Below are 25,248 nucleotides of genomic sequence, written 5' to 3' on the forward strand. Positions count from 1 at the left end.
TTAGCAGGCCGAATGCCGAAGCGGATCCCCGACCAAAACCGGAAACCCGGCGATAGCTCAGCCCTTCTTCAGGCAGCGGTTGCCCAGCGTTTCGGCGATCTGCACCGCGTTCAGCGCCGCGCCCTTGCGCAGGTTGTCCGAGACGCACCACAGGTTCAGCCCGTTCTCGATCGTGCTGTCCTGCCGGATCCGACTGATGAAGGTGGCGTAATCGCCCACGCATTCCTTCGGCGTGATGTAGCCGCCGTTTTCGCGCTTATCCACCACCATGATGCCGGGCGCCTCGCGCAGGATGTCGCGCGCTTCGTCCTCGTCGAGGAATTCCTCGAACTCGATGTTCACCGCCTCGGAATGGCCGACGAAGACCGGCACGCGCACGCAGGTCGCGGTCAGCTTGATGTTCTTGTCGAGGATCTTCTTCGTCTCCGCCACCATCTTCCACTCTTCCTTGGTCGAACCATCGTCCAGGAAAACGTCGATATGCGGGATCACGTTGAAGGCGATCTCCTTCGTGAACTTCTTCGGCGGCACTTCGGAGGTCGGGTTGTAGACGGATTTCGTCTGCTCCCACAGCTCGTCCATACCTTCCTTGCCCGCGCCGGAGACCGACTGATAGGTCGAGACCACCACCCGCTTGATCTTCGCGCGGTCATGCAGCGGCTTGAGCGCCACGACAAGCTGCGCGGTCGAACAGTTCGGGTTGGCGATGATGTTCTTCGCGGTATAGCCTTCCACCGCCGCCGCGTTCACTTCCGGAACCACCAGCGGGACCTGCGGATCGTAGCGGTAGAGCGACGAATTGTCGATCACCACACAGCCCTGCGAAGCTGCGATCGGGGCATACTTCTTCGTCGGCTCCGAACCGATCGCGAACAGCGCGATGTCGTAGCCGGTGAAGTCGAAGCCCTCGATGTCCTTGGTTTTCAGGGTTTTGTCGCCATAGCTGACTTCGGTGCCAAGGCTCCGGCGCGAAGCCAGAGCGACAACCTCATCCGCAGGAAACTCGCGCTCGGCGAGAATGTTCAGCATTTCGCGGCCCACATTGCCCGTGGCGCCCGCGACGACGACCTTATACCCCATAGGGACCTCCATGCTCAAAAGCAGACAGCCCTTATCGGAAATACGCCCGGTTGGAAAGGGTTTCCGCTCAAATCACCCGGATGATGCGCGAATCCCGCGCCATCAGCCCGGAAACCCAGTCTGCCTCGGCGCTGAAATCATGCGGCACCTGCTGCGCCGTGCGGCTGCCCGAGAGCGAGAGCGAGGCGAAGAAGTCGAACCCGAACAGCGTCAGCCCCGCCATTTCGGACCGCGCGATCAGGTCGATCAGCATCGCGCCGGTGGTGGGTGGCGCGCCGATCCGGGCCTTCAGCGCGGCGTAATCGGCCTGCGGGTGCAGGTAGAAACCGGGGCTGGTCGCGGTGGCCCAATCCAGCCGCTTGCGCTTGTGGCTCATCCACAGGATGCGGCCCGGATGCAGCCGCGCCCGGTCCTCCGCCCCCAGCCGCACCGCGAGCGCGAGCCAATCCGTCCGCCGCCCGTGGCTTTCGGGCGAAGGCATCGGCGCGCGGTTGATCCGTACCACCACGTCATGCGCGTCGATTTCCGCCCCATGCGCGGTTCCGGCCAGCGACCGGGCATTGCCGACCAGCGCGACCCGTTTGCCCTTCATCCCCGCCAGAAGCTCCGCCTGCGGCACCGACAGCGCGGCGAGCGGCGCCTCCTGCCGCAGGGTCCGGGCGATCAGGAACCCGAGCCGGGTCACGCCAGAAGCCCGCGATAGATCCGCACCAGCGCGGCGGCTTCGTCCTCGATCCGGAACTGTGCCAGCACCCGCGCCCGCGCCGCCTGCGCCGCCCCGGCCCGCAGGCCAGCATCATCCAGAAACGGCACGCAGGCCGCCGCCAGCGCCGGAATATCGCCCGGATCGACCAGCGCGCCGGTTTCCGGTGTCACGATTTCCTCGAACGCGCCGACCCGCGTCGCCACCACCGGCACGCCGCAGGCCATCGCTTCCAGCGGCGTCAGGCCGAAGCCCTCCCACCGTTGCGGCGCCACATAAAGATCGAGCACCCGATACCAGTCCGCCATCCGGTCCACGGTGACCTCGGGCGGGAACAGGATCCGCTCGGACAGGCCCGCCTGCGCCACCTTCGCCTTCAGGCCCGACAGGAATTCCCCCTGCCCCTCCGTCGCGCGGCCCATCACCAGCGCAGTGACCCCGGGGCGCGTGGGCAAAAGCGAAATCATCGCATCGACAAAGGCATCCGTGCCCTTCTGCGCCCGGATCCGGCCATAGCAGCCGACCAGAACCCCATCCGGAAGCCCCAGCCGCGCGCGCAACGCGGCGCGGTCCGTGGGCGGCGAAAACCCCTCGGTATCAATGCCGTGGTGGATCACATGCGCGGGCCGTTCCAGATAGCCCGCCGTCCTGGCCGAGGTCGCCACCACATCGTCCATCTTCGAAATCAGCCATTTCGTATAGCCGGTGTGGCGGCGCTGGCTGGCCGAGGTGAACAGCAGCCGCAGGTCCATCCCCGTCGCCCGCAGCACCAGCCCCAGCAGCATCTCCGTATTGCGCCGCGCGTGCCACACCCGCCTGCGCCGCGGCAGAAACCGCAGCCGCCACAGCGCCACATGCGGCAGGCTGTCGGGCAGGCCCGGCCCGGTGGTGACGATGCCGATCATCCGCGCCTGCACCGGCACCAGCCGGACGATGGTGGCGGTGACGCCCGACAGGCGGCGTTTCAGGTTCGGGGCGATGACGTCGATCTGATCCATGGGTTCGGTTTAGCTCTCCGCGGCGGGCTTGTCTGCCGAGAACAGGTAGAAAACCAGCGAAACCACCACCGGCAGCAGGAAGAACAGGAACAGCATCCGATAGGCGAAGACCGGATCGCCCCCCGCCGATACCGCGCGGAACAGCGGCGCGGAGCCGAACTGTGCCGCCGCCACCCCGCCGATCGACATCAGGTTCAGCACCGTCATCCCCCGCCCGATCATATGCGGCGCGAAATAGCCCCGGCCATGCGCCAGGATCACCGGATAGGAACTGCCGAAGGCCCCCACCGCCGAGAGCGCCACCGCCCCCCACAGGACCGACATCGCGGGCGCCGCCACCAGACAGGCCAGCGCGATGCACAGGCAGATGTTGCCCCACAGCACCACGCGCTTGTGGCTGCCCAGAACCCGATCCGCCGGGCCATAGGCGAAAGTGCCCACCACCATCGCGAGGCTCATCGCCAAAGTGATATGGCCGATCGTCAGGCTGTCCGCGCCATGCACCTGATCCGCCCAGAGCCCCGCCCAGGCGCCGCGGATGCCCGAGGACGCCGCCTGTCCGGTGAAGGCGATCGGCAGGATCAGCAGAAAGGCCGGGTTGCGCAGCACATCGACCAGCCGCCCCTTCCCCTTCGGCCCCGCCGGGACGGGCGCGCGCTCCGGATCGCGGGCAAAGATCCACAGGCCCACGGCGATCACCACCGTCACCGCCATCAGCCCCCACATCGCCGCGCGCCAGCCCCAGGCCTCGACCGCCGCCGCCATCGGCGCCGCGCCGAGGATGTTGCCCAGGCTGCCGCCCCCCAAAAGCGCCGCCGCGAGGATCGAGAACATCTGCGGCCGGAACGCATGCGCGACGACGTAATAGCCCGCCATCAGCACCGGTGAACAGCCAAAGCCCAGAAGCGCCATCGCCAGATAGACACCCCCCGGCCCCTGCGCCAGCGCAAAGGCCGCCGCGCCCCCGGCCCCGCCAAGGCCCAGGAGCAGCGCCGTGGTCCGGCGCGGCCCGTGCCGGTCGAGCGCATTGCCCACCGGGATCTGCATCGCCGCGAAGGCCGCGAACCACAGCCCCAGTGCCAGCGCGAGCTGCTCAGGCGTCATGCCGAGCGCCTGCCCCAGAACCGGGGTCAGCACGGCCAGGAAAACCCGGTAGAACTGGCTCAGCACATAGGCCGCCAGCAGGAACACGATCGTCAGGCGCATGGCTTCCCTCCCCTGCCGGGCCAAGCTGCCCGTTCGGGCGCAAAGGCGCAAGGGGCCACCTTGCCCCCGCGCCGAAGACAGGTCAGGATGGTGTGAAGGAGACCGACATGACCCTGACCCGGATGACGCTGCGCCTGTATTTCGGCGACCTGGCCTTTGGCCCCGGCAAGGCCGATCTGCTTGAAAACGTGGCGGGAGAAGGGTCGATCTCCGCCGCCGCGCGGAAAATGGGGATGAGCTACAAACGCGCCTGGAGTCTGGTCGAGGAAATGAACGCCGCCTTTGCCGAACCGCTGGTGGACAGCACGCGCGGCGGCGCGCATGGCGGTGGCGCGCACCTGACCCCGGCGGGCGAAGCGGTGCTGGCGGATTATCGCGCGCTGACCGCCCGGCTGCTGCGCGACGGTGCGACGGAAATCGACGCGATCGCGGCTCGGCTGCGCCCCGATATATCTGGCGGGAAATAACACTTGCCGCGACGGCGCCGGGCTGGTTATGTTCGCCCGAACATAAGGATCCGGAGCTTTCCCATGCGTCTCGCACCCCTGTCCCTCGGGCTGATGCTCGCCCTCGCCCAGCCCGTTCTCGCCGATCCGGTGATCTTCGCGGCGGCCTCGCTGAAGACCGCGCTGGACGAAATCGCCACGGATTTCACGGCGGAAACCGGGGTGAAACCGCTGATTTCCTATGACGGTTCCGGCGCGCTGGCAAAGCAGATCCTGGCGGATGCCCCGGCGGACATGTTCATCTCGGCCGCGACCGACTGGATGGATAAGGTCGAGGCGGGCGGCTACGTCCTGCCCGGCACGCGGGTGGACCTGCTGGGCAATACGCTGGTGCTGATCTCGGACAAGGACGCGGCGGTCGACCTGCCCGACCTGCCCGCGAAGATCGGCGACGGGCATATTGCAATGGGCCTGCTGGATTCGGTGCCCGCCGGGCAATATGGCAAGGCCGCGCTGACCCATCTGGGCCTGTGGGACAAGATCGAACCCACCGTCGCGCAGGCGCAGAACGTGCGCGCCGCGCTGGCGCTGGTGGCCTCTGGCGAAGCCTCCTATGGCATCGTCTATAAAACCGACGCCGCCGCCGAGCCGAAGGTCCATGTCGTCGCGACCTTCCCGGCGGACAGCTATCCCGCGATCACCTATCCGGTGGCCCTGCTCAAGGCCGGCCCCGATGCCGCCGATGCGCAGAAGTTCTACGACTATCTGACCACGCCCAAGGCGGTGAGCGCGCTGGAAAAACAGGGCTTCGCCGTTCTGAAGAAGTAAGTGCAGATCCTCAGCCCCGATGAATGGACGGCGCTGCTGCTGTCGTTGAAGGTCTCCACCATCGCGGTGGGGGCCTCTCTGCCGCTGGGCGTCTGGGTGGCACTGGTGCTGGCGCGGTCGCGGATGCCGGGGCTGTGGCTGCTGAACGCGCTGGTGCATCTGCCGCTGATCCTGCCGCCCGTGGTTACCGGCTATGCCCTGCTGCTGACCTTCGGACGCAAGGGGCTGGTGGGCGCATGGCTCGACCGGCTGTTCGGCTTCACCTTCGCGTTCCAATGGACGGGCGCGGCGCTCGCGGCGGCCATCATGAGCTTCCCGCTGATGGTGCGCGCGATCCGCCTGGCGATCGAGGCGGTGGATCCCAAGCTGGAACAGGCGGCCTCCACGCTCGGCGCCGGGCGGCTGTGGGTGTTCCTGACGGTGACGCTGCCGCTGATCGCGCCCGGCATCATCGCGGGGATGATCCTCGCCTTCGCCAAGGCGATGGGCGAATTCGGTGCCACGATCACCTTCGTGTCGAACATCCCGGGCCGGACGCAGACCCTGCCCTCCGCGATCTATTCCTTCCTTCAGGTGCCGGGGGCCGAACTCCAGGCCGCCCGCCTTGCCGGGGTATCGGTCACCGTCGCCGTCGGCGCGCTGATCGCCTCGGAATTCGTCGCGCGCCGGGTGGCGAAGCGGATCGGAGGGGCGTGATGCTGGACGTGTCGCTGCGCCACGATTTCGGCAGTTTCGCGGTGGATATCACCTTTACCGCGCCCCCCGGCGTGACCGCGCTGTTCGGGGCCTCTGGCGCCGGGAAGACGACGGTGATCAACGCGGTCGCGGGCCTCTTCACCCCGCGCGAGGCCCATATCGCGGTCAACGATCATACCCTTCTCGACACCGCGAGGGGCATCAACCTGCCGCCACCCCGCCGCCGCGCGGGCTATGTGTTTCAGGAACCGCGCCTGTTCCCGCATCTCACGGTGCGCGCGAATCTCCTCTACGGCGCCCGCTTCGCCCCGCGCGATGCAACGGGGCCGGAGTTCGGGGCGGTCGTCGACATGCTGGGCATCGGCGCCCTGCTCGACCGCCGCCCCGGCGCGCTCTCGGGCGGCGAAAAGGCACGGGTGTCGATCGGCCGGGCGCTGCTCTCAAAGCCCCGCTTGTTGTTGATGGACGAACCGCTGGCTGCGCTGGACACCCCCCGGCGCGAGGAAATCCTGCCCTTCCTCGAAAGCCTGCGCGATGCCGGGCTGCCGGTCCTTTACGTCAGCCATACGCTGAGCGAAGTGGCCCGCCTCGCCTCGACCATCGTGCTGCTGGAACGGGGCGGCGTCCGGGCAGCGGGCCCGGCGGAACAGATGCTCTCGGACCCTTCGCTCGCGCCGCAACTCGGCGGGCCGGATGCCGGGACCACGCTCGCGGCCCGCGTCGCCGGAACGGATCCCGACGGGCTGGTCCGGCTCGACACCGCAGGCGGGCCGATCTGGCTGACCGATGCGCCCCGGACCCCCGGCATGGCGCTGCGGCTGCGGATCCATGCCTCGGACGTGATCCTGTCGCGCAACCGGCCCGAAGGGCTCTCGGCGCTGAACATCCTCACCGGCACCGTCCAGCGCATCGAAGCCGAAAACGACCGCGCCTTCGTGCAGATCCGGATCGGCGAACAGATGCTCCTCGCCCGGATCACACAACGCTCGGTCGCGGCCCTCGGCCTCGCCCCCGGCATCGCCTGCCATGCCATCCTGAAATCCGTCGCCGTCAGCGCGGCCGATCTGGGCCGGGCCTGAACCCGGGGTCCGCGGTGGCAACCGCCCGACCGGGCGCAGCCATGCCACGCGGAGCCCCCGAACGGAAAAAGGCGCGGGACCCCCCCCCCGCGCCCCCGGCCCTCAGGCCTCGATATGCTCCACGGCCCGGCTGCCCGCGATCTCGATCCGGCGCGGCTTCAGCGCCTCGGGAACCTCCCGCACCAGGTCGATGTTCAGCATCCCGTCCCGATGCGACGCCCCCGTCACCTTCATATGGTCGGCCAGCGCGAAGCGGCGCTCAAAGGCGCGGGTGGCGATGCCCCGGTGCAGATAGGTCTTCTCGCCCGCTTCCTCGGTCTTGCGGCCGGAAATGACGAGCGCCCCCTCCTTCACCTCGACGTTCAGCTCATCCGAGCCGAACCCGGCAACGGCGATCGAGATGCGATAGGCATCCTCCCCGAGCTTTTCGATATTGTAGGGCGGATAGGTCGGCTGCGCCACATCGGCGGCCACGACACGATCCATCAGATCCGCCACACGGTCAAACCCGACGGTGGCGCGATAAAGCGGCGAAAAATCAAAACTGCGCATGAGTAGCATCCTCTCTTGAGCGATGTCCGCTGTGCCCTCCCCAAAGGGGCCGGGCGGTTGATCGGCGGGGCCCGTCATGGCACCCCGTGGCCTGAATCTGGGAAGCCCCCGCCCCGCTTTCAAGACTGCTCCCTTTCAAGACTGGCCGCTTTCAAGACCCCGAAACCGGCTCTGGCGCCGCATCCCCGGCCCGGCTATCCTGACCGCCCCTCAACAAGCCGTTATCATGAACCTCCTCACATCGTTCCACGTCGGGCCGCTGGCCCTCGCAGATTTCGCCGCCCTCGTCTTTCTTGTCGGCTCCTGGCTCTGGATCGGCTGGCTGACCGAACATCCGCCGCCGCACCGCCCCTCGATGGGCAAGCTGATGGAGGGGTACCGGCGCGAATGGATGCGCCAGTTCGTCACCCGCATGCCCCGGCTGTTCGACGGTGCGATGATCGACGGGCTGCGGCAATCCACCACCTTCTTCGCCTCCACCGCGCTGATCGCGATCGGCGGCGGCCTCGCGCTGATCGGCAATCCGGAACAGATCACCTCCCTCGCGCAGGAATTCGCCCTCGCCTCCGGCCCGCGGCTGCTGTGGGAGACGCGGATCCTGACGGCGGTGCTGTTCGGCGCCAATGCCTTCCTGAAATTCGTCTGGTCGCACCGGCTGTTCAGCTATGCCGCGATCGCCATGGCCGCGGTGCCGAACGATCCGGCGGATCCGCTGGCCTATCCCCGCGCCGAACAGGCCGCCCGGGTGAACATCAATGCCGCGAAGAGCTTCAACCGGGGTCTGCGCTCGGTCTATTTCGCGCTGGCGACGCTGGCTTGGCTGCTCGGCCCGCTGGCGATGTTCGGGGCGACGCTGTTCACGCTCGGGGTGCTGTGGCGCCGGGAATTTGGCTCCAGTTCCCGCCGCGCGCTTCTGGAAAACCCGCCGCAGTAAAGGAAACGGCGGCCCTTGGGCCGCCGTTCGTCATCAGTTCGCCGGGGCCGGCGTGGGCGGTGTGCCCAGGGGCGGCAACCCACCCAGCGGCGGCAGGCCCATTCCCCCCGGCGCACCCAGACCACCGCCCAGGCTCGGCATGTCGGGCAGCTTCATCTGGATATTCGAGGTATCGACCGGCTTGCCCTTGTAGTGCATCACCATCGAGGGGAAGGCGATGACCGCGACCACCATCAGAAGCTGGATCACCAGGAAGGGCACCGCACCCCAGTAGATCTCCGAGGTCTTGACCGGCGCCATCTTCTTGCCGGTCACCTTGTCGATATAGGGCACCTTCGGCGCGACCGAGCGCAGGAAGAACAGCGCGAAACCGAAGGGCGGGTGCATGAACGAGGTCTGCATCATCACCCCGAGGATCACCCCGAACCAGATCAGGTCGATGCCCAGGCTTTCGGCGGCGGGCGCCAGCAGCGGCACGATGATGAAGGCCAGCTCGAAGTAATCGAGGAAGAAGGCCAGGAAGAACACCAGCAGCGACACCACGATCAGAAAGCCCGTCTCGCCCCCCGGCAGCGAGGTCAGCAGATGCTCCACCCACAGATGCCCGTTCACACCGTAGAAGGTGAGCGAGAAGAACCGCGCCCCGATCAGGATGAACATCACGAAGGCCGAGAGCCGCGTCGTCGCCGCCAGCGCATCGCGCACCACGGCGAAGTTCAGCCGCCCCTTCACCGCCGACAGGATCACCGAGCCCACCGCGCCCATCGCGCCGCCTTCGGTCGGCGTGGCGATGCCGAGGAAGATCGTGCCGAGCACCAGGAACACCAGCGCCAGCGGCGGGATCAGCACGATCACCACCTGTTGCGCCAGCCGCGACATCAGGTTGATCTTCATGGATTTGTCGAGCAGCGCCAACACATAGGAGAAGATCACCGCAGCGCAGAACGCCAGCATCTGCGAATCCTTGCCGTGGTTCTTGTCGATCAGGTTCTCGGCCAGGAAGAACACGCCTACACTGAGCGCGATGGTGACGAGGAGCGAGGTCACGCCCGACCCGAGCGTGCGCGCCTCAAGCGGCAGCGCGGGCATCGACTTCGGCTTCACGATCGACATGATCAGGATGTAGACCGCATAGGCCGCGGTCAGCACCAGCGCCGGGATCATCGCGCCCGCATACATGTCGCCCACCGAACGGCCCAACTGGTCGGCCAGAACGATCAGCACCAGCGAGGGCGGAATGATCTGCGCCAGCGTGCCCGAAGCCGCAATCACCCCCGCAGACAGCGCCCGGTCATAGCCGTAGCGCATCATGATCGGCAGCGAGATCAGACCCATGGCGATGACCGAAGCCGCGACGACGCCGGTGGTGGCGGCGAGCAGCGCGCCCACGATGATCACCGCATAGGCAAGACCGCCCCGGATCGGCCCGAACAACTGCCCGATGGTATCAAGCAGATCCTCGGCCATGCCGGATTTCTCCAGCACGATGCCCATGAAGGTGAAGAAGGGGATGGCAAGCATCGTGTCATTCGACATCACCCCCCAGACCCGATCCGGCATCGCCGTGAGCAAGGGCCAGCTCAGGTTGATCGACCCGCCCGAAAGCGGCGCGAGCTCCACGCCCACGAAGAAGAACAGCAACCCGTTCGCGGCCAGCGCGAAGGCCACCGGATAGCCCAGGATCAGGAAGATGATCAGCGAGGCAAACATGATCGGCGCCATGTTCTGCGCGATGAGTTCCAGCATCAGCGCTTCTCCTCTTCGGTCAGGTCCATCTCATGGCTTTCGGTCGGCGGGAACGGATCCTCGATCAGGCCCATCATCACCGCGATCTTCTTGATGATTTCGGAAATGCCCTGGAAGAACAGCAGCACGAAGCCCGCCAGCAGCAGCGCCTTCGCCGGCCACAGCAGCAACCCGCCCGAATTGTTCGACAACTCGCCCGAACGGAACGACGTCAGCGCATAGGGCACCAGCAGCCAGATCATCAGGCAGACCATCGGCATCAGGAAGAAGACATGGCCGAACAGGTCGATCCAGTGCTGTTTGCGGCGGCTCAGCGCGCCATACATGATGTCGATCCGGATGTGTTCGTTCTGCTTCAGCGTATAGGCGGCGGCGAGCAGGAAGGCCGCCCCGAACAGATACCATTGCAGTTCGAGCCAGGCATTCGACGATGTGTTCAGGATCTTCCGCACCAGCGCATTGCCCGCCGCCACCAGAATGGCGATCAGGATCAGCCAGGACACCGCCTTGCCGATGGTCTCGTTGATGCGGTCGATCAGACGTGAGAGGGCAAGCAGGGCGCCCATCAGTCTTCCTCCCATTGAAATGTGATGCCCTGTCGGGCGGTGCGCGCTCCTTGGCGGCTATTGCCCGAAACGTCAAGAAAATAGGGCTTCTGGGTCAGTTTCGCTGACGGTTCTGGCCGATTCCGGGCCCGAACCGGCCCGCGCCTGCGGCAAAACCGCCCAAATTTCGTTAAATTATCCCGGGATCCCGGTGCGGCGTAATTTTCGATCCGTTTTTCGCGACTCACGGACACTTTATTTTCATTTTTGGCGTTGACGCCCGTTTTCGCCGCCCATAATGTCCGGACCAACGCAAGGAAAGGGACCAGCGATGCTTTCGCTTATCGTCATCGTAGAGGTTTGGCGCATGGGCCGGTGACGGTTTGACCATGATGGTTCCCATGCGCCCCCGCCCGACAGCGGGGGCTTTTTGTTGCGGTTTCGGACGCCCGGACAGCGGGCAAGGGAATGGAGAGACGGATGCAACGGCAGATGACCGGCGCGCGGATGGTGATACAGGCGCTGAAGGATCACGGGGTCGATACGATCTTCGGCTATCCGGGCGGCGCGGTGCTGCCGATCTATGACGAGATCTTCCAGCAAAACGACATCCGCCACATCCTCGTGCGCCACGAACAGGCCGCGGTGCATATGGCGGAAGGCTATGCGCGCTCGACCGGCAAGCCGGGGGTGGTGCTGGTGACCTCGGGGCCGGGCGCGACCAATGCGGTGACCGGGCTGACGGACGCGCTGCTGGATTCGATCCCGCTGGTGGTATTCTCGGGCCAGGTGCCGACCTTCATGATCGGCACCGACGGCTTTCAGGAGGCGGATACCGTCGGCATCACCCGCCCCTGCACGAAGCACAACTGGCTGGTGAAGGACACCGACAAGCTGTCGGAAACGATCCATCAGGCGTTCCATGTCGCCACCTCGGGCCGCCCCGGCCCGGTGCTGATCGACCTGCCGAAGGATGTGCAATTCGCGACCGGCACCTATACCGGGCCGAAGACCGCGAAGGTCAGCCATTACCAGCCGAAGGTGAAGGGCGACGTCGAGGCAATCACCAAGCTGGTCGAACTGATGGAAACCGCCGAGCGCCCGGTGTTCTACACCGGCGGCGGGGTGATCAACTCCGGCCCCGGGGCGTCGCTGCTGCTGCGCGAACTGGTGGAGGCGACGGGCTTCCCGATCACCTCGACGCTGATGGGGCTGGGTGCCTATCCGGCGTCGGGCAAGAACTGGCTGGGCATGCTGGGGATGCACGGGCTCTATGAGGCCAATCTGGCGATGCACGGCTGCGACCTGATGATCAATCTCGGCGCCCGGTTCGACGACCGGATCACCGGGCGGATCGCGGATTTCTCGCCGGGCTCGACCAAGGTGCATGTCGATATCGACGCCTCCTCGATCAACAAGATCATCCGCGTCGACCTGCCGATCCTGGGCGATGTGGGCCATGTGCTGGAAGATGCGCTGAAGATCTGGAAGGCGCGCGGGCGCAAGGTCAACCGCGAGGCGCTGGCGAAATGGTGGGCGCAGATCGACGGCTGGAAGAAGGTCAACTGCCTCGCCTATTCCGGGTCGGAAAAGACGATCAAGCCGCAATATGCGCTGCAACGGCTGGAGGAACTGACCAAGGGCCGCGACCGCTACATCACCACCGAAGTCGGCCAGCATCAGATGTGGGCCGCGCAATACCTGCATTTCGACGCGCCGAACCGCTGGATGACCTCGGGCGGGCTGGGCACGATGGGCTATGGGTTCCCGGCCTCGATCGGGGTGCAGATCGCCCATCCCGAGGCGCTGGTGATCAACGTCGCGGGCGAGGCATCCTGGCTGATGAACATGCAGGAAATGGGCACTGCCGCACAGTTCCGCGTGCCGGTGAAGCAGTTCATCCTGAACAACGAGCGGCTGGGCATGGTGCGGCAGTGGCAGCAACTGCTGCATGGCGAGCGCTATTCGCAAAGCTGGTCCGAGGCCCTGCCCGATTTCGTCAAGCTGGCCGAGGCGTTCGGCTGGAAGGGCATCGTCTGTCACGATCCGAAGGATCTGGACGATGCGATCATGGAAATGATCGACCACCCCGGCCCGGTGCTGTTCGACTGTCTGGTCGAAAAGCACGAGAACTGCTTCCCGATGATCCCCTCGGGCAAGCCGCATAACGAGATGCTGCTCTCGGCCGATGCCGAGGCGTTCAAATCCGGCGCCGTGCTGGTCTGAGGAGGAAGACATGTCCGCTCTGAACATCAAGATTGGCGCGACCTCGCACTCCGCCTATGACCTGCGCGACCACCACCCCGAGGTGGAGCGCTCGCATACGCTGACGGTGCTGGTGGACAACGAATCCGGCGTGCTGGCGCGGGTGATCGGCCTGTTCTCCGGCCGGGGCTACAACATCGACAGCCTCACTGTGGCCGAGGTGGACCACAAGGGGCACCGCTCGCGCATCACCATCGTGACGCGCGGCACCGAGGCGGTGATCGACCAGATCAAGGCGCAACTGGGCCGGATCGTGCCGGTGCATGAGGTCATCGACCTGACCGTGGAATGCACGCCGGTGGAACGCGAGCTCGCGCTGTTCAAGGTCAAGGGCACCGGGGACAAGCGCGTCGAGGCGCTGCGGCTGGCCGACATCTTCCGCGCCAATGTCGTCGATTCGACGCTGGAGAGCTTCGTGTTCGAGATCACCGGGGCGCCGGAGAAGATCGACGCCTTCGCCGAACTGATGCGCCCGCTCGGCCTGTGCGATGTGGCCCGCACCGGCGTCGCTGCCCTGCCCCGCGGCGTCTGAAACAGGAGGCCCGCCCGCATCCGCGCGGCGGGCAACCCCTTGATCCGGATTGGAAACGCAGGGCGGCAGCTACGTTCCCGACGGCCATGCCGGCACTCCGGTCACGGCGAGGCTCCTTTCCCCTGCCCGGCTCAGGTCACGCCTGACCCCATCAAACGCGGGCACCTTCCTTCGGACGAAGCCGCATTCCCCGCTTGACGGCAGAAGTTGAAAACCCTAATGAGGCCGTGGCCTAGGGGTATAGCTCAGTTGGTAGAGCATCGGTCTCCAAAACCGAGGGTCGTAGGTTCGAGTCCTACTGCCCCTGCCAGATGGAATTGAACAACAATTCCGACCGAAATCAGCAAGATTTATCGGATCGCGGATGGCTCAGGCCGTTATGCGGTTTCGCCACGGACCAACGCAGGGCCTGTTTTCGTTGGCCCCTCGGGAGAGACGTCGCCCCGCCCCGCAGAGGGGCTATGCGTCGCCCGAAGGTACCCCCTGCCCGCCGCCACTGCGGATTCGCGTTCTGGGCGTCCTCGAAAACTGTTGGCAAGGCGGGCGCCACCGCATGGCGCATCGACGGGACTCATCCGCGCTGTTCGTGCCCTGCGGGAATTCCGGCGCGCTGGAACATGCGGGCAGCCGCACCCCTCGGCCAGCATCGGTGGATATGCAACTCCCGCCCCGTCGCTCATGGGCCGCTCTGCAACGGCTTGAAAAGGCCGCCCGAACCTGCGGCCAGCGCGGAAAACGTCACGAATACCCACTTCTTCACCCGGCCGCCGTCACCTCGGGATCAGCGCAACATATTTATCCTGTTTCGCGCGAAAAGCCTCTTGCACTCGAATGACGCGCCCCGTATACGACCGGCATCGCGACGATGTCGCCGATATGCAGTGGGGCCATAGCTCAGTTGGGAGAGCGCTTGAATGGCATTCAAGAGGTCAGGGGTTCGACTCCCCTTGGCTCCACCAATTATCATTTGGCAAGTGCCAGATAGATCTTCCATTAATGACAGCGGTTTGTCCATTTTATTGGAAATCTGCGTCTGTGGGCGAGTACGAAGCCGGTAGAGCTTGCTCTGCTGGATTTTTTTTCTGCGCTTTAGCGTGGTCAAGACCCAGCCTCCTCGCCCCCCATCACTAGCCAGCCACGCATCGCCGTGCGACAGATTCGGCTTATAGCGTTCTTTACTGAACTAGTTCAGCGCTTCAGTGTAGCTTCCTGATATGACCCGTGGGTCTCAGCCATCACGATCTCGTCCTCGGTCATCCATTTTTTGGAGATCAAAGAACTGCGGATCGCGTCGGGGGCCTCGGAATAGAGCACAAGCGCGAGGCTCTCTTCTGCGCGAGTACAGGTGACATAGAGCAAGCGGCGGGTGCGCTCGATCGTGGTTTCCTCGCCATTGTCCGCCTTTTTCTGGGAGGCGGCGCTCAGGCGCTTCACGCCAAACAGCGTCTCATACGAGGCAAAGCCTTTGAAGCGCGTGTGGGCGTCGTCGGCGATCACCATGACCCGGGGAAATTCGAGCCCCTTGACCCCTTGGTGGGTGCCATAAGAGCTGCGGTCTTCGACATAGGCGAGGTAGCGCGCCACCTGGGAAAACGGGGCCTCAAGCGCCTGCGTCCAGGCCTCGGTGATGGTGGTTTCGGTGGGTGGCGTGGCCTCGGGCGTGGTCAGGTCGAACTCGTCCAAAAAGGGACCAAGCTCGGCAAGGGTGCCGACCATGTCCTGGGACACGGGACTGTCGTCAGGCAAACAGGGCCGAAGCTGGTCGGGGATTGGGAACAGCCGGTGCTCGGCCACGACCGCTAACACTTCGGCACAACTCGGATCCCGCTCGTCCTTAAATAGCGTCATCAGCGCTGCGACGCCCGCCCGCGCCGCGTCGAGGCCAGTGGCCTGGCCCCCGCGCCCAGCCCGGATACCTCTCTTATCGACCAGCGGTGAGCCGTCGCGCAGCACCGCCATTGCGGCAAAGGCATCCCCATTCCTTTGTGCCGTCACCAAAGGTAAGATCCGGTGGGTGAAAAGCCGCATCGCGGGCAAGGTGCCATCGCGAAACCCGTCCTTGAGCTTGTCGGGCTTGCTCAGGGGCTCAAATAGCTCACTAAAATGAAGACGCGCGGCGGCCATGTGACGCTCGATCGTGAGGGTCTTGATCGCCTCCGCGTTCTGCCACGCGGCATCTCCGGTGATGCGGGCCATCTCCGCCCGGGTGGAGGCTTCAAAGGCTGCGCGATCCGTGCCCTCGCTTGGCGCAAGAAAGACGCGCACGGTGCCACCCGGTTTGTCTTCGCGTGCTCGCTGCTGGCGGCCATCATCGTCGCGCCGGATCGCATTCGCCAAGTCTACGATCCGCGCGCGGCTGCGGTGGTTCATCTGTTTGGCCGGTTGCGCGAAATCCCCAACCCGTTGGTCGAGATCGCGCAAACCATCGGTGTAGATGCGCTGCATTGTGTCCCCGAGCAGCCCTAGGGCGATGCGGCCGCGATGGCGCGCCTCGAAGGTCAAAAGCGCCTCCATCAGTGGTTTCATCGTGTCCTGGCTCTCGTCGATCAGGATGAACGGGTAGCGCGCCAGAACAATGTTCTGGAACGTCTCGCTTTCAGTCAGGAAATGCGCGGCGAGCGCAATGACTTCGGTATGTTGCAGCGCATCGCGGCCAAAATTGTCCCCTACGGGCGCGTAGGTGAAGGCGCGGATCTCGGCCAGGCGCTCCAGCCGCTTTTTCTTGGAGGCCATCTTCTTGGCGCGTTCGTCATGGGCATTGCCCGCCCGGCCATTCGCGTGGTCTGCCTGAATCTTGGCAATCTCTGTCTGCAGGTTGCTCTCCAGCCAGCCCCTAATATCCGCCGTGCGCCCCTCGATGAGCGACCAAGCGAAGCTGTGGATGGTCTGCACCTGAAACACCGGATCGGCCTTGACGCGGCGCGTGATCTCATCTGCGGCGGCGTTGGTATAGGTGATGACGGCGATCTTACGGCTGTGTTTGCGCAAGGTGGTCAGGGTCTGCGTGTCCAACCCCTCCAGTGCGTCCTTGAGAGAGCGCGTCTTGCCCGATCCCGCCCCGGCAAAGAGAAAAAAGCTGCGCGGCTGATCGAGGGACAGGCACGCGCGGATCGTCGCGTCAGCGCCAGCGTCGCGGGTGGCGTCGGTCAGTTCTGTCACGCCGCGCCCTCCCCGCCCGTCAGCGCGCCCGCAAGCCAGATCAAGCCCTTCTCGATATAGGGGGGCGCGCGCAACACCTTGATGTCTTCGATGTACAGAAGATCCAGGGCAAAGGCGGCCTTCTCCGGGTATTTTGCCAACCTATCAAAGAGCGCTGTGGCGAGGTCCTCAGGTGTGGACGCGGTGGAGATCGATTTCGCAAAAGCACGGGTCATACGGCAAGCGAGTTCTGCCTTTGCGGCGTCCGTCACGGCCTCCGCGTTGGCCAGAGCAAGAGCATCCTCGAACGTGCTGGGCGTGATGGTTTGGGTCTGCGCACCCTGCGTCACCTCTTGCGGGGTCTGATAGGCGACGGCAATAGCGCGGGATGCATCGGTATGACAAAGCGTATTTGGCGGCGCGGCCATCAGCTTATCGACCTCCTCAATCCCGGGGAGCCAGGTTTTCAGAACCTGGTTCACGATGGTTTGAGCAGCCCCCGAGCGCGGTCGTGCCGATTGCGTGACATTCTTTCCGTCTATATCAACCTTCGCCACGGCATCGAGATCGGTGATGATCAGCGTCGGCACCTCCAGCGCCTCGATCAAGGGACGCATGCGGTGCGCGTGGCTGCCTCCCAGCTCCAGGAAGGATAGATAGGCCACGGCAAGGTCAGGGTAGTGATGCTGGATCAGATGCGGCAGCAGGATCCGCTCTGCAGCACCCTCGATCACGATGATGGCGTCGGCGAAGAATAGATCAAAATGTGTGCTCAGCAAATAGCGCGTCACGAAGCGACGAGTTTGTGTGTCCGCACCAAAGAGCCCCGTCATATTTGCCACTGTGGCCGTGGGCACAACTCCGTGACTTGGCAGCTCGCGCTTGAAATAACGCAGTTCTTCAAACACGGCGGCGTGCGCGATATGGCCTGAATGGGTACTCACGACCAGCTGCGTGGTAAAAGCCGATCCCTTCTTTTCCAGATCTTCATGGTTGCGCAATACCTTATAGGCCCTAGCCATGAAGACCTGCTGCACCTGCACATGAAGATGCGCCTCGGGTTCCTCGATCAGCACCAGTTGCAGGGGTTCGATGCCCCTGTCGTCTGGGTTCAGCACCTGCGATTTGAACTTGCCTACCTGCATCCAGTCATCGCGGAAACGCATGAGCTGAAATACCATCGAGATCAGGTTCTGGAAGCCCAGCCCATTGTAGCCTTCAGGCAGCTTCACTCCGGATGCGTCGCCCGAGATGTCGTATTGCACCGCCGCTGGGTGATCGAGCCCGTCAACGGGTTTGATCTGCGTGGCAATTGAGATTTTGGGATTGTTCAGTCCGCCTGGGTAGCCGAGATCTTCCAGTTCCTTGATGGCATTGGCGAAGCCATCCTTGAGGCGGTCATTAAAGGTGGTCTCGGCATCATACATCGCCCTGAGCGCTTCGACGTCGTTCGGCGTGGGCGCCGTTTCGGGGTCAATATGTTTACGGAAATAGGGCTGTATCTGGCTTGCAAGCTTGCGGTTGGCGGCATGGACGAGCTTACCATCATCGTCTTTCCCATCACCGACATCGGAGAACCCGCGCTGCGCGTTTATTTCACAAACATGCAGAAGTCCGGCGAAGGGGTTGGGGCCAATCCCCACGGACAAGGGAGGCAAGGGCGGTGGCGCAACCTCTCCGGAAGCTGTGTAAGTTGAAGGGTCCAAGAGATGGGCGTTCAGCTCAAACAGATCCTTCATCCGTTTGTCGAGAAACTCCCGAAAGTCGCGCGGCCATAGCGCAAAACCTTTAGCCGATGTGCCAACCGGCTGAAGCGCTTCGGCGGCCTGGCGCGCGGCAAGGTACCCCGCTTTGATGTCAGCCCCTTTTTTTGGCTCAAGGCGCAAACGTACGCCGAGCAGGCCGCCAGTCCAGGTAAGTGTCGGGATCAGATGAGCGACATGGTGGAAGTCTGACGCCTCAGCATGGAGCCAGACGTCGATGAACGGAAGCTGGGCCAGAAGGGGGGTGAGATCCGCCTCGGCCTCTTGTGTCCAGGCGCCCGCGATCTGTTCTATCTCTTCCCAGTTTGAGGCTGTCACATCACGCGTGTCGATACCGCCGCGATCCTTGAGGAATTTGCGCAGCGCTTTCATGGCCGATGTCTTGCCGCTGTTGTTCGCCCCAACGAGCAGAGTCTGCTTATCCGACATGTCGAGCCGAGCGCCACGCAATTTGCGGAAATTGAAAATTTCAATGCGTGTAAATTTCATAATATGGGTGCCCCCCTCGCAGAAATTGCTGCGCTGTTTTTTATATCCACTTAGCCTACGTTTTTTGTAGATGATCTCAATCGCTAACGACTTCCAAACTTACTGGATCAACACCATGTCCTCGATCTCAAACGGTCCCGCGCCGAAAATTCGATTGTAGGACTGGTTCCAGACAGCTTTCAAGAAAATGCCATCCGTCTCGCGGAACGACCAAAAGACCTTTTTGTACTCGCTGTGCTCGGATCGGATTTTGATCGCATTGCTGTCGGAATGCAGTCGCCCTGTTTCGCCGTCATCCTTGATCTCGACCAGTGCGATGCTGTCGCGGGTGCGTCGCCCGCTGACACCCACGACGAAATCAGGGAAAAACCGCTTGCCGGTCGGCAAGATCAGCCTCGTTGCCCATTTCTCGCTTTCGGGGTTCCGCAGCCACCATTTGATCCGGCCCGTGTCGTCATTGTCGAGCATTTCAACAAAGGCCCGCTCGGGACGGTTATAACGACCGATGAAGGCCCCATAGGCCCCCTTTCTGGCCTTGGCGGCATCCTTCGGGCCGAACTGTTCTGTCGGGATCGGCTCGTTGCTCTCCAGGCGGATGTGATGGCTCTGTGCGATGCGGACGGCCTCTTTCAACGCCTGCGGTTGACGCAGGATGGCCAGGTTGATCGTCCTGCGGATATCGCGACTCGTCGCGGCGATCCCATCCTTCTGGCACAAACGGGCAAGCTCGGCTTCCACCGCGTCACGGATGCGGCGAGGGTCGATGCCGTCATTGAACATAAGTTGCGCCTGCGCCTGTTCCGCGATCCGGGCCGCCGACATCCTGACACTCAGATTACGCTGGTCAGTCTGGTCTGCGTTGAATAAGTCGCGCATCGACAGTTCGGCGTTGCTGTTCACCCTCAGCAACATCGGGGTCATGGGCACCATCCGGCAGAACTCGCGGGCGATCTGCGGGCAAAGGTCGCCTTCGATGTCGAAGAGGTTTGGCAGTTCCTCCCGCACCAGCGCGGACGGAATGCCCAAGTCCATCCGCAGCAGATACTTCACCTGATGCTCTTGCGGCACGGGCTGCGCAGGCGTCACGCGCGGCGACAGGACATCGGGAAGGTTTGGGAACAGCGGTGGGGTAGCCGGTGCCGAAAACCCCTCAACAGCACTCAGGGCACTTTGCTGACGCAGGGGCGAGGCGGTGACATAGTTTGGGTTTAGCAAACCCATCGACACCTGCCGTTCAACACGGTCGGCCTCGGTCTCACCCGGCATGGTCTGCACCGGCGGGGGCGGCAAGGGCGTTGCACCATAGCTTTCAGCCGCCCGCGTATCGTTGCCCAATACATTAACGTCGAGTGTATCGGTCAGAACCGCTATCCCCTCGCGCACCGCTTTCAGATCGGCGGCGGCTTCATCGAGACCAACCTGCAACTCCGGGTCCGACATGAAGACATAGCCCCGGTCCAGCAGTGGCTCTGTCCCATGCAGCGGGCGCACCAGCGGGTGCACCCGCATGATCCGCCCCACGATCTGCAACCCGAAATCTCGCCCGCGCGACGGGCGCACGGAAACCAGCGTCCACGCTCGCGGTGCGTCGAACCCGGTCGCAACCGCCAGCTTGAACACCAGCACTTCAATCTCGGGATCATAGGCCAACGTGTGAAAGGCGGGGTCCGGCTCGCCCGAGGTGTGAACAGCAATCGCCTTCTCGGGCACCCCGATCTCGATCAGCCGCTCCCTCACCCGCGCAACTGGGTCTTCCTTGCCCTCTTGCTGATCCTCGACCTGCACCAGCATCAGGGGCGTCAGGCTGATCCCTTTCTCGGCCAGCTTGTCCTTGATAAACGAATGCTGCGACCATCCCGCCGTCAGAGTCGCCACTTCGGTGTCGATCAGCGCACGGTCCTCTTCCTTGAACCGCAGAACGCCAACCATCAGGCCGATCTTGTTCAGCCCCGCCTTGACGACCGCATCGCGCGAAACCGTCACACGGCTGGCGACCTTCAACCCGGCATCGCGTTCGAACTTTTCCAGCTTGGCATCGTTCGGCGTGGCCGTTGCCAGCACCGTGAAATCGGGCGACAGCACATTGAGGAAGAAATCTGCCGTCGCTACCGCTCCCGAGCCGAAATTCAGGTGTGCCTCGTCGATCACCACGCCGATACGGAACCCGCGTTCGCGCAACTCGGCAATCATGCTATCCACCGACAGCGACGCCTCCTTGTCGGTGCGGACCTTGCGGCTCTCCTTCTTGACCACCGCGACCGAGGCCCAAGTCTGCACGAACACATCGCCATCCCGCGCGGCACTGGCCTCGCGGTCGGCATAGACATCGCGTTGACGCAACGCACCGCATTGCGCTGTCAGGGCACTGCGGGTCTGCATCACCAGCCCGGCATACGGGGCAAACCAGAACCACACCGTCTTCGCGGAAAGCTGCCCTCGCACGGCTTCCAGCGCACGGCCCAGCATCAGGGTCTTGCCCGATCCGGTGGGGGCTTGCAGCAGAATCACCCCCAGCTCGCGCGAAATCCGCTCCCGATGTTCGGGTTCGCGGTCATGCAGGGCGGAAACCGTGCGCAAAGTCTCGGCTATCGCATCGACAGCGTTTTGCTGGTATGGGGCCAGCGACAGACGGAAATCGGCGTCTCCGGTCATTGGCGGAACCTTCCGACCAGTTCAGTGCGGACTGATCGTACGTCCAGCGCATCGCCAAGGGCAGCGGTGATCTGGCCCGGTGCCCAGGCATAGACAAAGGCATTTTCGCGCCGCTCGGCCACGCCTCGCAGGTGCTCAAGCAGCTCCGTGCTAACCCGATCCGCAAAGATCAGGGTCTGTTGCTCTGTTTTGTGCTCCTGCCATGGCGCTTGGGTGTAGCGGGTCATAGGCAGGCGGTGCAGCGTTTCCAAAGCCGTCCAGACCTCGGCAGGTGCAAGGTCTTGGTCCAGGTCTTCAAACTCGATCTCGCGGCAGCGCAGATAGGCGAAATCGGCGGAAAGGTCTGCGAATTTCTTGTCGTCAGAGGCATTCAGGCGGCGGATGCGTTCCGCCGTCACGTCGCGGCACAAGTTCTTGTCGGGTTCATCGGCGGTCGCCTCGGTGGACGACACCATGATGAACCGCCGATCCCCGCCATCCTCGGCGTTCAATTCCATGACGGCTTGGGCCGTGGTTGCGGAACCTGCGAAGAAATCCAGCACCGCGTCGCCAGGTCGGGTTGACTGTTCCACTAAAAGCTTGAGCAATGAGACAGGCTTGGGGTATTCGAACACCGACTGACCAAAGATGTTTCTGATTTGCCGAGTGCCTTCGGCAGTCTGACCAACTTCTTCCGAGTAACTTTCCTCCGAAACAATACCATCGAGCATACTGGAGAGGGGGTTGGGTTCTTCAGTTTTATCCTTGAGGAACTTCTTTATCCGAACGCTCCCGAGGCCGATTTTCTTTCCGATCCATTCCTCAAGGTTGGGGAGGTCAATCCGTGCAAACTTGTGTGCTGACCGATCAGCAATCGCCGCAAGCAATTCTTTCATGGAATCGTAGACGACATATTCGCCCTTTCGCTTAAAAATTATAAGATTTTTAGCGATTAGGTCTTCAATTGTCGGACCAGTAAGTCCCTTGTCGCCTTTTCTACCGACCGACCACACTCGATTAGGATTTGGCGGGTAGAATATACCTGTCTCTTTGTCTTCAATGAAGTAAACGCCGTTCTTTCGCTGCTTATAACTCTTGGGCTGTTGGAGGGGGTCGTCTGTCCAATCGCCACGCCCATCACCGTCCGGGTTACTGTAGTCATCTCGCTGCTTTGCAGAGCCTGCGAATTCGAACTCCGCATTCCTGTAGACCAAGACAAAATCGTGATCCTTCGAATAGTTGCCGCTGTCGTAACCGCCTTTCCTTGTTCGCCAGACAAAGCAGCCAAGCCGCATGCCGGGCAGGACTTCATCCATCAACAGCTCAAGACGCGCCCGCTGCTCATCATTGATAGAAACCAAGATAACGCCAGACGGCGCAAGAAGATCGCGGGCCAGCGCGAGACGCCGGAACATGAACTCCAACCATGTCGACTGCCGATACGCATCCTCAGGATTGATGTAACGGTCATTGTAGACCCAGGTCGTTGTGCCTGTGTTATAGGGAGGGTCGATGTAGATACACTTGATCTGCCCTGCCATCGTCATGCGCAGCCAGCGCAGGGCGTCGTAGTTGTCGCCCTCGATCACCATGTTCCGCCACGGCGCGGGCTTGTCCGACAGGTCGGGGATGATCGTCGCCGCCACGAAGTTGGCGTCCACGGCGTTGTCCGCCTCGATCTCGTCCCGCTCCCAGACCAGACCCAGCTTCTTGGTGCGGTCCCGCTTCTTCAACAGTTCGATCAACTGCTCGCGGGGAAGATCGTCATATTTGCTCATGCCCTGTCCCGTATTCTTGGGGCGAGTATGAGGCCCCGGTCGGCTTGCGGCTGGCGAAGGTGGCCCGCCGTCCGAAGCCACCGCATACACTGCGGCCGCTCATGTCTCAACGCCGAAAGCCATTCCGCGCGCGCGAAAATCTAACTGTAACTACAGGCCTTTCCCCTACACCGCTTTGTACCACATTTCCGAATTAGCGCTTCACCTTCAGTTATGGAAGCAACGTGGGAATCCATTGTTCAGCCTTGCGGCCCATGGTGCGCAGCGGCGGTCATGGCGACGGCCTCTGTCTGGAACGGCAGATGATCGCGGGGGATCGGCTCGGGGCTTTGCCAATCGATCTCGCCAAGCTCCTGAAACCGTAAGATGGCTCCTTCGATCACGGTATGATCGATGAATGGCGCATCGACGATAATTTCCAGCCCGATGCCGTATTGGTATGAGTTGTCCAGCCGGAAAGATTCATGGATCACCGGCGGGGTCTCGCGCAAGATCTCCGAGGCGACCTTCTCCTCATACTCCCTGACGGTCAGGCCATCGAGCGCGGCATGACGGCGCGGTTCGGGCCGGATCACCCGATAAAGTTTTTGCCTGCCGTCATAAAATGCAGGACTGAATTTCCAGCGATATTCCTCTTCCAGTTCTGCCTCCGTCAGGCGGGACCGGGTCTGCTCCGTGGCGAGATCCTCGGCGCATTCCCAGAAACGCAGGTTGCCGGTGGTTATGCTGGCGTTCCAGATGCTGTGACCGTCAAGGCCCAGAAACAGGAAATCGAACCACTGCCTGTAGATATCTGGGCGGCCCGGTTCGTCCAGCACCAGATGGCTGGTGAACAGCCCACCATAGATCGACTTGTCACCCAGAATTTTCCAACGCAAACGCACGAAGGCATCACGCTGCCGGTATCGCGACAGGGAGGAGAAAGGGGTGAAGCGACGGCGGTTCCCGCGTCTCATGGCTGTCATCCTTTTTGCTGCTGCACAGTGATACTATCCAGCGTTGCGGAGAATCTACGCCAAGGCTTGGCATGGACCCACCGGCTATTCCTTCATTGAGGGGTATCATGGCATGCCATGGGCTACGAGCAGCACTTTCAGCGCATTCTGGTCGCATGCAGAGTTTTGTGGCCCGGGACCTTCCTGCCGCCTGAGGTTCAGCATATCATGTATCTCGATACCGCGCCGGGGAGATGACCACCGCCCCGGCCGATCTTGGCGGCACTAGTGCATATGGGGGAACGGTGCCGATTTTTATAATCGGTCATGATTGCACAGTCCTCCTGATACGGCAGAATCAACTTTGCTGGAGCCGAACAGTCAGAGTTGTGGGATTCTGCACGGAGTTCACCAGACGGCTTCCCTTGTCCTGCCGTCGAGCCTTGATCGGGATCACAGCGTAATCGCACGGGTGTTGGGTGATGCCCCAAAACACCGCGCACATGAATCAATCTAAATTCAATTTGATAATTCAAAGGCTTGCGAGACCTTTGTTATTGATTCGCCGAATCACTTGATCCATTTGTGGGACGGGTGATTCGCAAATTTCGTTTCCCAGTTCGCCTGGAACCCCTAGTCTAGCATGGAGTAACAATGACTGTTGATCTGGCGCGCCACGCAGACATCCGCAAACGCTTGAGCGCAGTCGGTCTTTCGATCAGCGCACTGGCAAGAGAGGTTGGGGTAGCGCCTGAGACAATCACGATTGTCAGCCAAGGCTACCGCCGGTCGCGACGAATCGAATCGGAACTAGCATCCGCCTTAGGGACTACGCCAGAACAGCTGTTCCCGGAACGATACACTGAGGAGGAGGGCTCAACCGAAAAATAGCATACCGTCACAA

Annotated in this window: 20 protein-coding genes and 2 tRNA genes; 10 read left to right on the forward strand and 12 right to left on the reverse strand. The window is 63.0% G+C overall.

Going from position 1 to position 25,248, the window contains the following annotated elements:
• Positions 1-57: 57 nt before the first annotated feature.
• The 4 genes from QM789_RS01405 to QM789_RS01420 form a co-directional block, all read right to left on the reverse strand.
• Complete coding sequence (locus QM789_RS01405; protein WP_420350194.1) at positions 58-1,080, reverse strand: aspartate-semialdehyde dehydrogenase; 1,023 nt, start codon at positions 1,078-1,080, stop codon at positions 58-60.
• Between the two features lie 67 nt (positions 1,081-1,147).
• Complete coding sequence (locus tag QM789_RS01410; protein WP_420350195.1) at positions 1,148-1,765, reverse strand: glycosyltransferase family 29 protein; 618 nt, start codon at positions 1,763-1,765, stop codon at positions 1,148-1,150.
• Positions 1,762-2,781 carry a glycosyltransferase family 4 protein gene (locus QM789_RS01415; protein ID WP_420350196.1) on the reverse strand — a complete coding sequence of 340 codons (1,020 nt, stop codon included), beginning with the start codon at positions 2,779-2,781 and terminating at the stop codon, positions 1,762-1,764. The genes QM789_RS01410 and QM789_RS01415 overlap by 4 nt, the downstream gene beginning before the upstream one ends.
• Positions 2,782-2,790: 9 nt before the next feature.
• Positions 2,791-3,987: an MFS transporter gene (locus tag QM789_RS01420; RefSeq protein WP_420350197.1), complete on the reverse strand. Its 1,197-nt coding sequence runs from the start codon at positions 3,985-3,987 to the stop codon at positions 2,791-2,793.
• Between the two features lie 107 nt (positions 3,988-4,094).
• Between QM789_RS01420 and QM789_RS01425 the strand changes: the two genes are divergently transcribed.
• The 4 genes from QM789_RS01425 to modC all read left to right on the forward strand — a co-directional run bounded on the left by QM789_RS01425 (position 4,095) and on the right by modC (position 7,036).
• Positions 4,095-4,454: a winged helix-turn-helix domain-containing protein gene (locus tag QM789_RS01425; protein ID WP_420350198.1), complete on the forward strand. Its 360-nt coding sequence runs from the start codon at positions 4,095-4,097 to the stop codon at positions 4,452-4,454.
• Positions 4,455-4,517: 63 nt separating this feature from the next.
• Positions 4,518-5,261, forward strand: coding sequence for a molybdate ABC transporter substrate-binding protein (modA, locus tag QM789_RS01430; protein WP_420350199.1), 744 nt, complete (start codon positions 4,518-4,520; stop codon positions 5,259-5,261).
• Positions 5,262-5,957, forward strand: a complete 696-nt coding sequence (gene modB / locus QM789_RS01435) for a molybdate ABC transporter permease subunit (protein WP_420350200.1) — start codon at positions 5,262-5,264, stop codon at positions 5,955-5,957. It begins immediately after the preceding gene.
• Positions 5,954-7,036: a molybdenum ABC transporter ATP-binding protein gene (gene modC / locus QM789_RS01440; RefSeq protein WP_420350201.1), complete on the forward strand. Its 1,083-nt coding sequence runs from the start codon at positions 5,954-5,956 to the stop codon at positions 7,034-7,036. Before modB ends, modC begins: the two co-directional genes overlap by 4 nt.
• 102 nt (positions 7,037-7,138) lie before the next feature.
• Here modC and QM789_RS01445 read toward each other — a convergent pair whose 3' ends face one another.
• Complete coding sequence (locus QM789_RS01445) at positions 7,139-7,588, reverse strand: Hsp20 family protein (RefSeq protein WP_420350202.1); 450 nt, start codon at positions 7,586-7,588, stop codon at positions 7,139-7,141.
• 226 nt (positions 7,589-7,814) lie between these two features.
• On the opposite strand from QM789_RS01445, the gene QM789_RS01450 reads away from it, so the two are divergent.
• Positions 7,815-8,522 (forward strand): DUF599 domain-containing protein, encoded by a 708-nt coding sequence (locus QM789_RS01450; protein WP_420350203.1) that lies wholly within the window; start codon positions 7,815-7,817, stop codon positions 8,520-8,522.
• A gap of 33 nt (positions 8,523-8,555) precedes the next feature.
• Here QM789_RS01450 and QM789_RS01455 read toward each other — a convergent pair whose 3' ends face one another.
• Entirely contained in the window at positions 8,556-10,268 is a 1,713-nt protein-coding gene (locus QM789_RS01455; protein ID WP_420350204.1) for a TRAP transporter large permease, read from the reverse strand.
• The gene (locus QM789_RS01460) at positions 10,268-10,834 is read right to left on the reverse strand and encodes a TRAP transporter small permease subunit (protein WP_420350205.1); all 567 of its coding nucleotides are present in this window, start codon (positions 10,832-10,834) and stop codon (positions 10,268-10,270) included. Before QM789_RS01460 ends, QM789_RS01455 begins: the two co-directional genes overlap by 1 nt.
• 459 nt (positions 10,835-11,293) lie before the next feature.
• Between QM789_RS01460 and QM789_RS01465 the strand changes: the two genes are divergently transcribed.
• From QM789_RS01465 to QM789_RS01480, 4 genes are all read left to right on the forward strand, one after another.
• Positions 11,294-13,039, forward strand: coding sequence for an acetolactate synthase 3 large subunit (locus QM789_RS01465; RefSeq protein WP_420350206.1), 1,746 nt, complete (start codon positions 11,294-11,296; stop codon positions 13,037-13,039).
• Between the two features lie 10 nt (positions 13,040-13,049).
• Positions 13,050-13,610: an acetolactate synthase small subunit gene (ilvN, locus tag QM789_RS01470; RefSeq protein ID WP_420350207.1), complete on the forward strand. Its 561-nt coding sequence runs from the start codon at positions 13,050-13,052 to the stop codon at positions 13,608-13,610.
• Positions 13,611-13,844: 234 nt separating this feature from the next.
• A tRNA-Trp gene (locus QM789_RS01475) sits at positions 13,845-13,920 on the forward strand.
• Positions 13,921-14,493: 573 nt separating this feature from the next.
• A tRNA-Ala gene (locus QM789_RS01480) sits at positions 14,494-14,569 on the forward strand.
• A gap of 229 nt (positions 14,570-14,798) precedes the next feature.
• Here the strand turns inward: QM789_RS01480 and QM789_RS01485 are convergent.
• The 5 genes from QM789_RS01485 to QM789_RS01505 form a co-directional block, all read right to left on the reverse strand.
• Positions 14,799-16,769, reverse strand: a complete 1,971-nt coding sequence (locus tag QM789_RS01485; protein WP_420350208.1) for a UvrD-helicase domain-containing protein — start codon at positions 16,767-16,769, stop codon at positions 14,799-14,801.
• Positions 16,766-19,000, reverse strand: a complete 2,235-nt coding sequence (locus QM789_RS01490) for an ATP-dependent nuclease (protein ID WP_420350209.1) — start codon at positions 18,998-19,000, stop codon at positions 16,766-16,768. Before QM789_RS01490 ends, QM789_RS01485 begins: the two co-directional genes overlap by 4 nt.
• 99 nt (positions 19,001-19,099) lie before the next feature.
• Complete coding sequence (locus QM789_RS01495) at positions 19,100-21,652, reverse strand: DEAD/DEAH box helicase (protein WP_420350210.1); 2,553 nt, start codon at positions 21,650-21,652, stop codon at positions 19,100-19,102.
• Entirely contained in the window at positions 21,649-23,409 is a 1,761-nt protein-coding gene (locus QM789_RS01500; protein WP_420350211.1) for a site-specific DNA-methyltransferase, read from the reverse strand. Before QM789_RS01500 ends, QM789_RS01495 begins: the two co-directional genes overlap by 4 nt.
• Before the next feature lie 239 nt (positions 23,410-23,648).
• Entirely contained in the window at positions 23,649-24,365 is a 717-nt protein-coding gene (locus QM789_RS01505; protein WP_420350212.1) for a hypothetical protein, read from the reverse strand.
• A 633-nt stretch (positions 24,366-24,998) separates the two neighbouring features.
• Here QM789_RS01505 and QM789_RS01510 point away from each other — a divergent pair.
• Complete coding sequence (locus QM789_RS01510) at positions 24,999-25,235, forward strand: helix-turn-helix domain-containing protein (RefSeq protein WP_420350213.1); 237 nt, start codon at positions 24,999-25,001, stop codon at positions 25,233-25,235.
• Positions 25,236-25,248: the final 13 nt, after the last annotated feature.

This window comes from Paenirhodobacter sp. (assembly GCF_047600745.1).
Lineage (GTDB): Bacteria > Pseudomonadota > Alphaproteobacteria > Rhodobacterales > Rhodobacteraceae > Rhodobacter.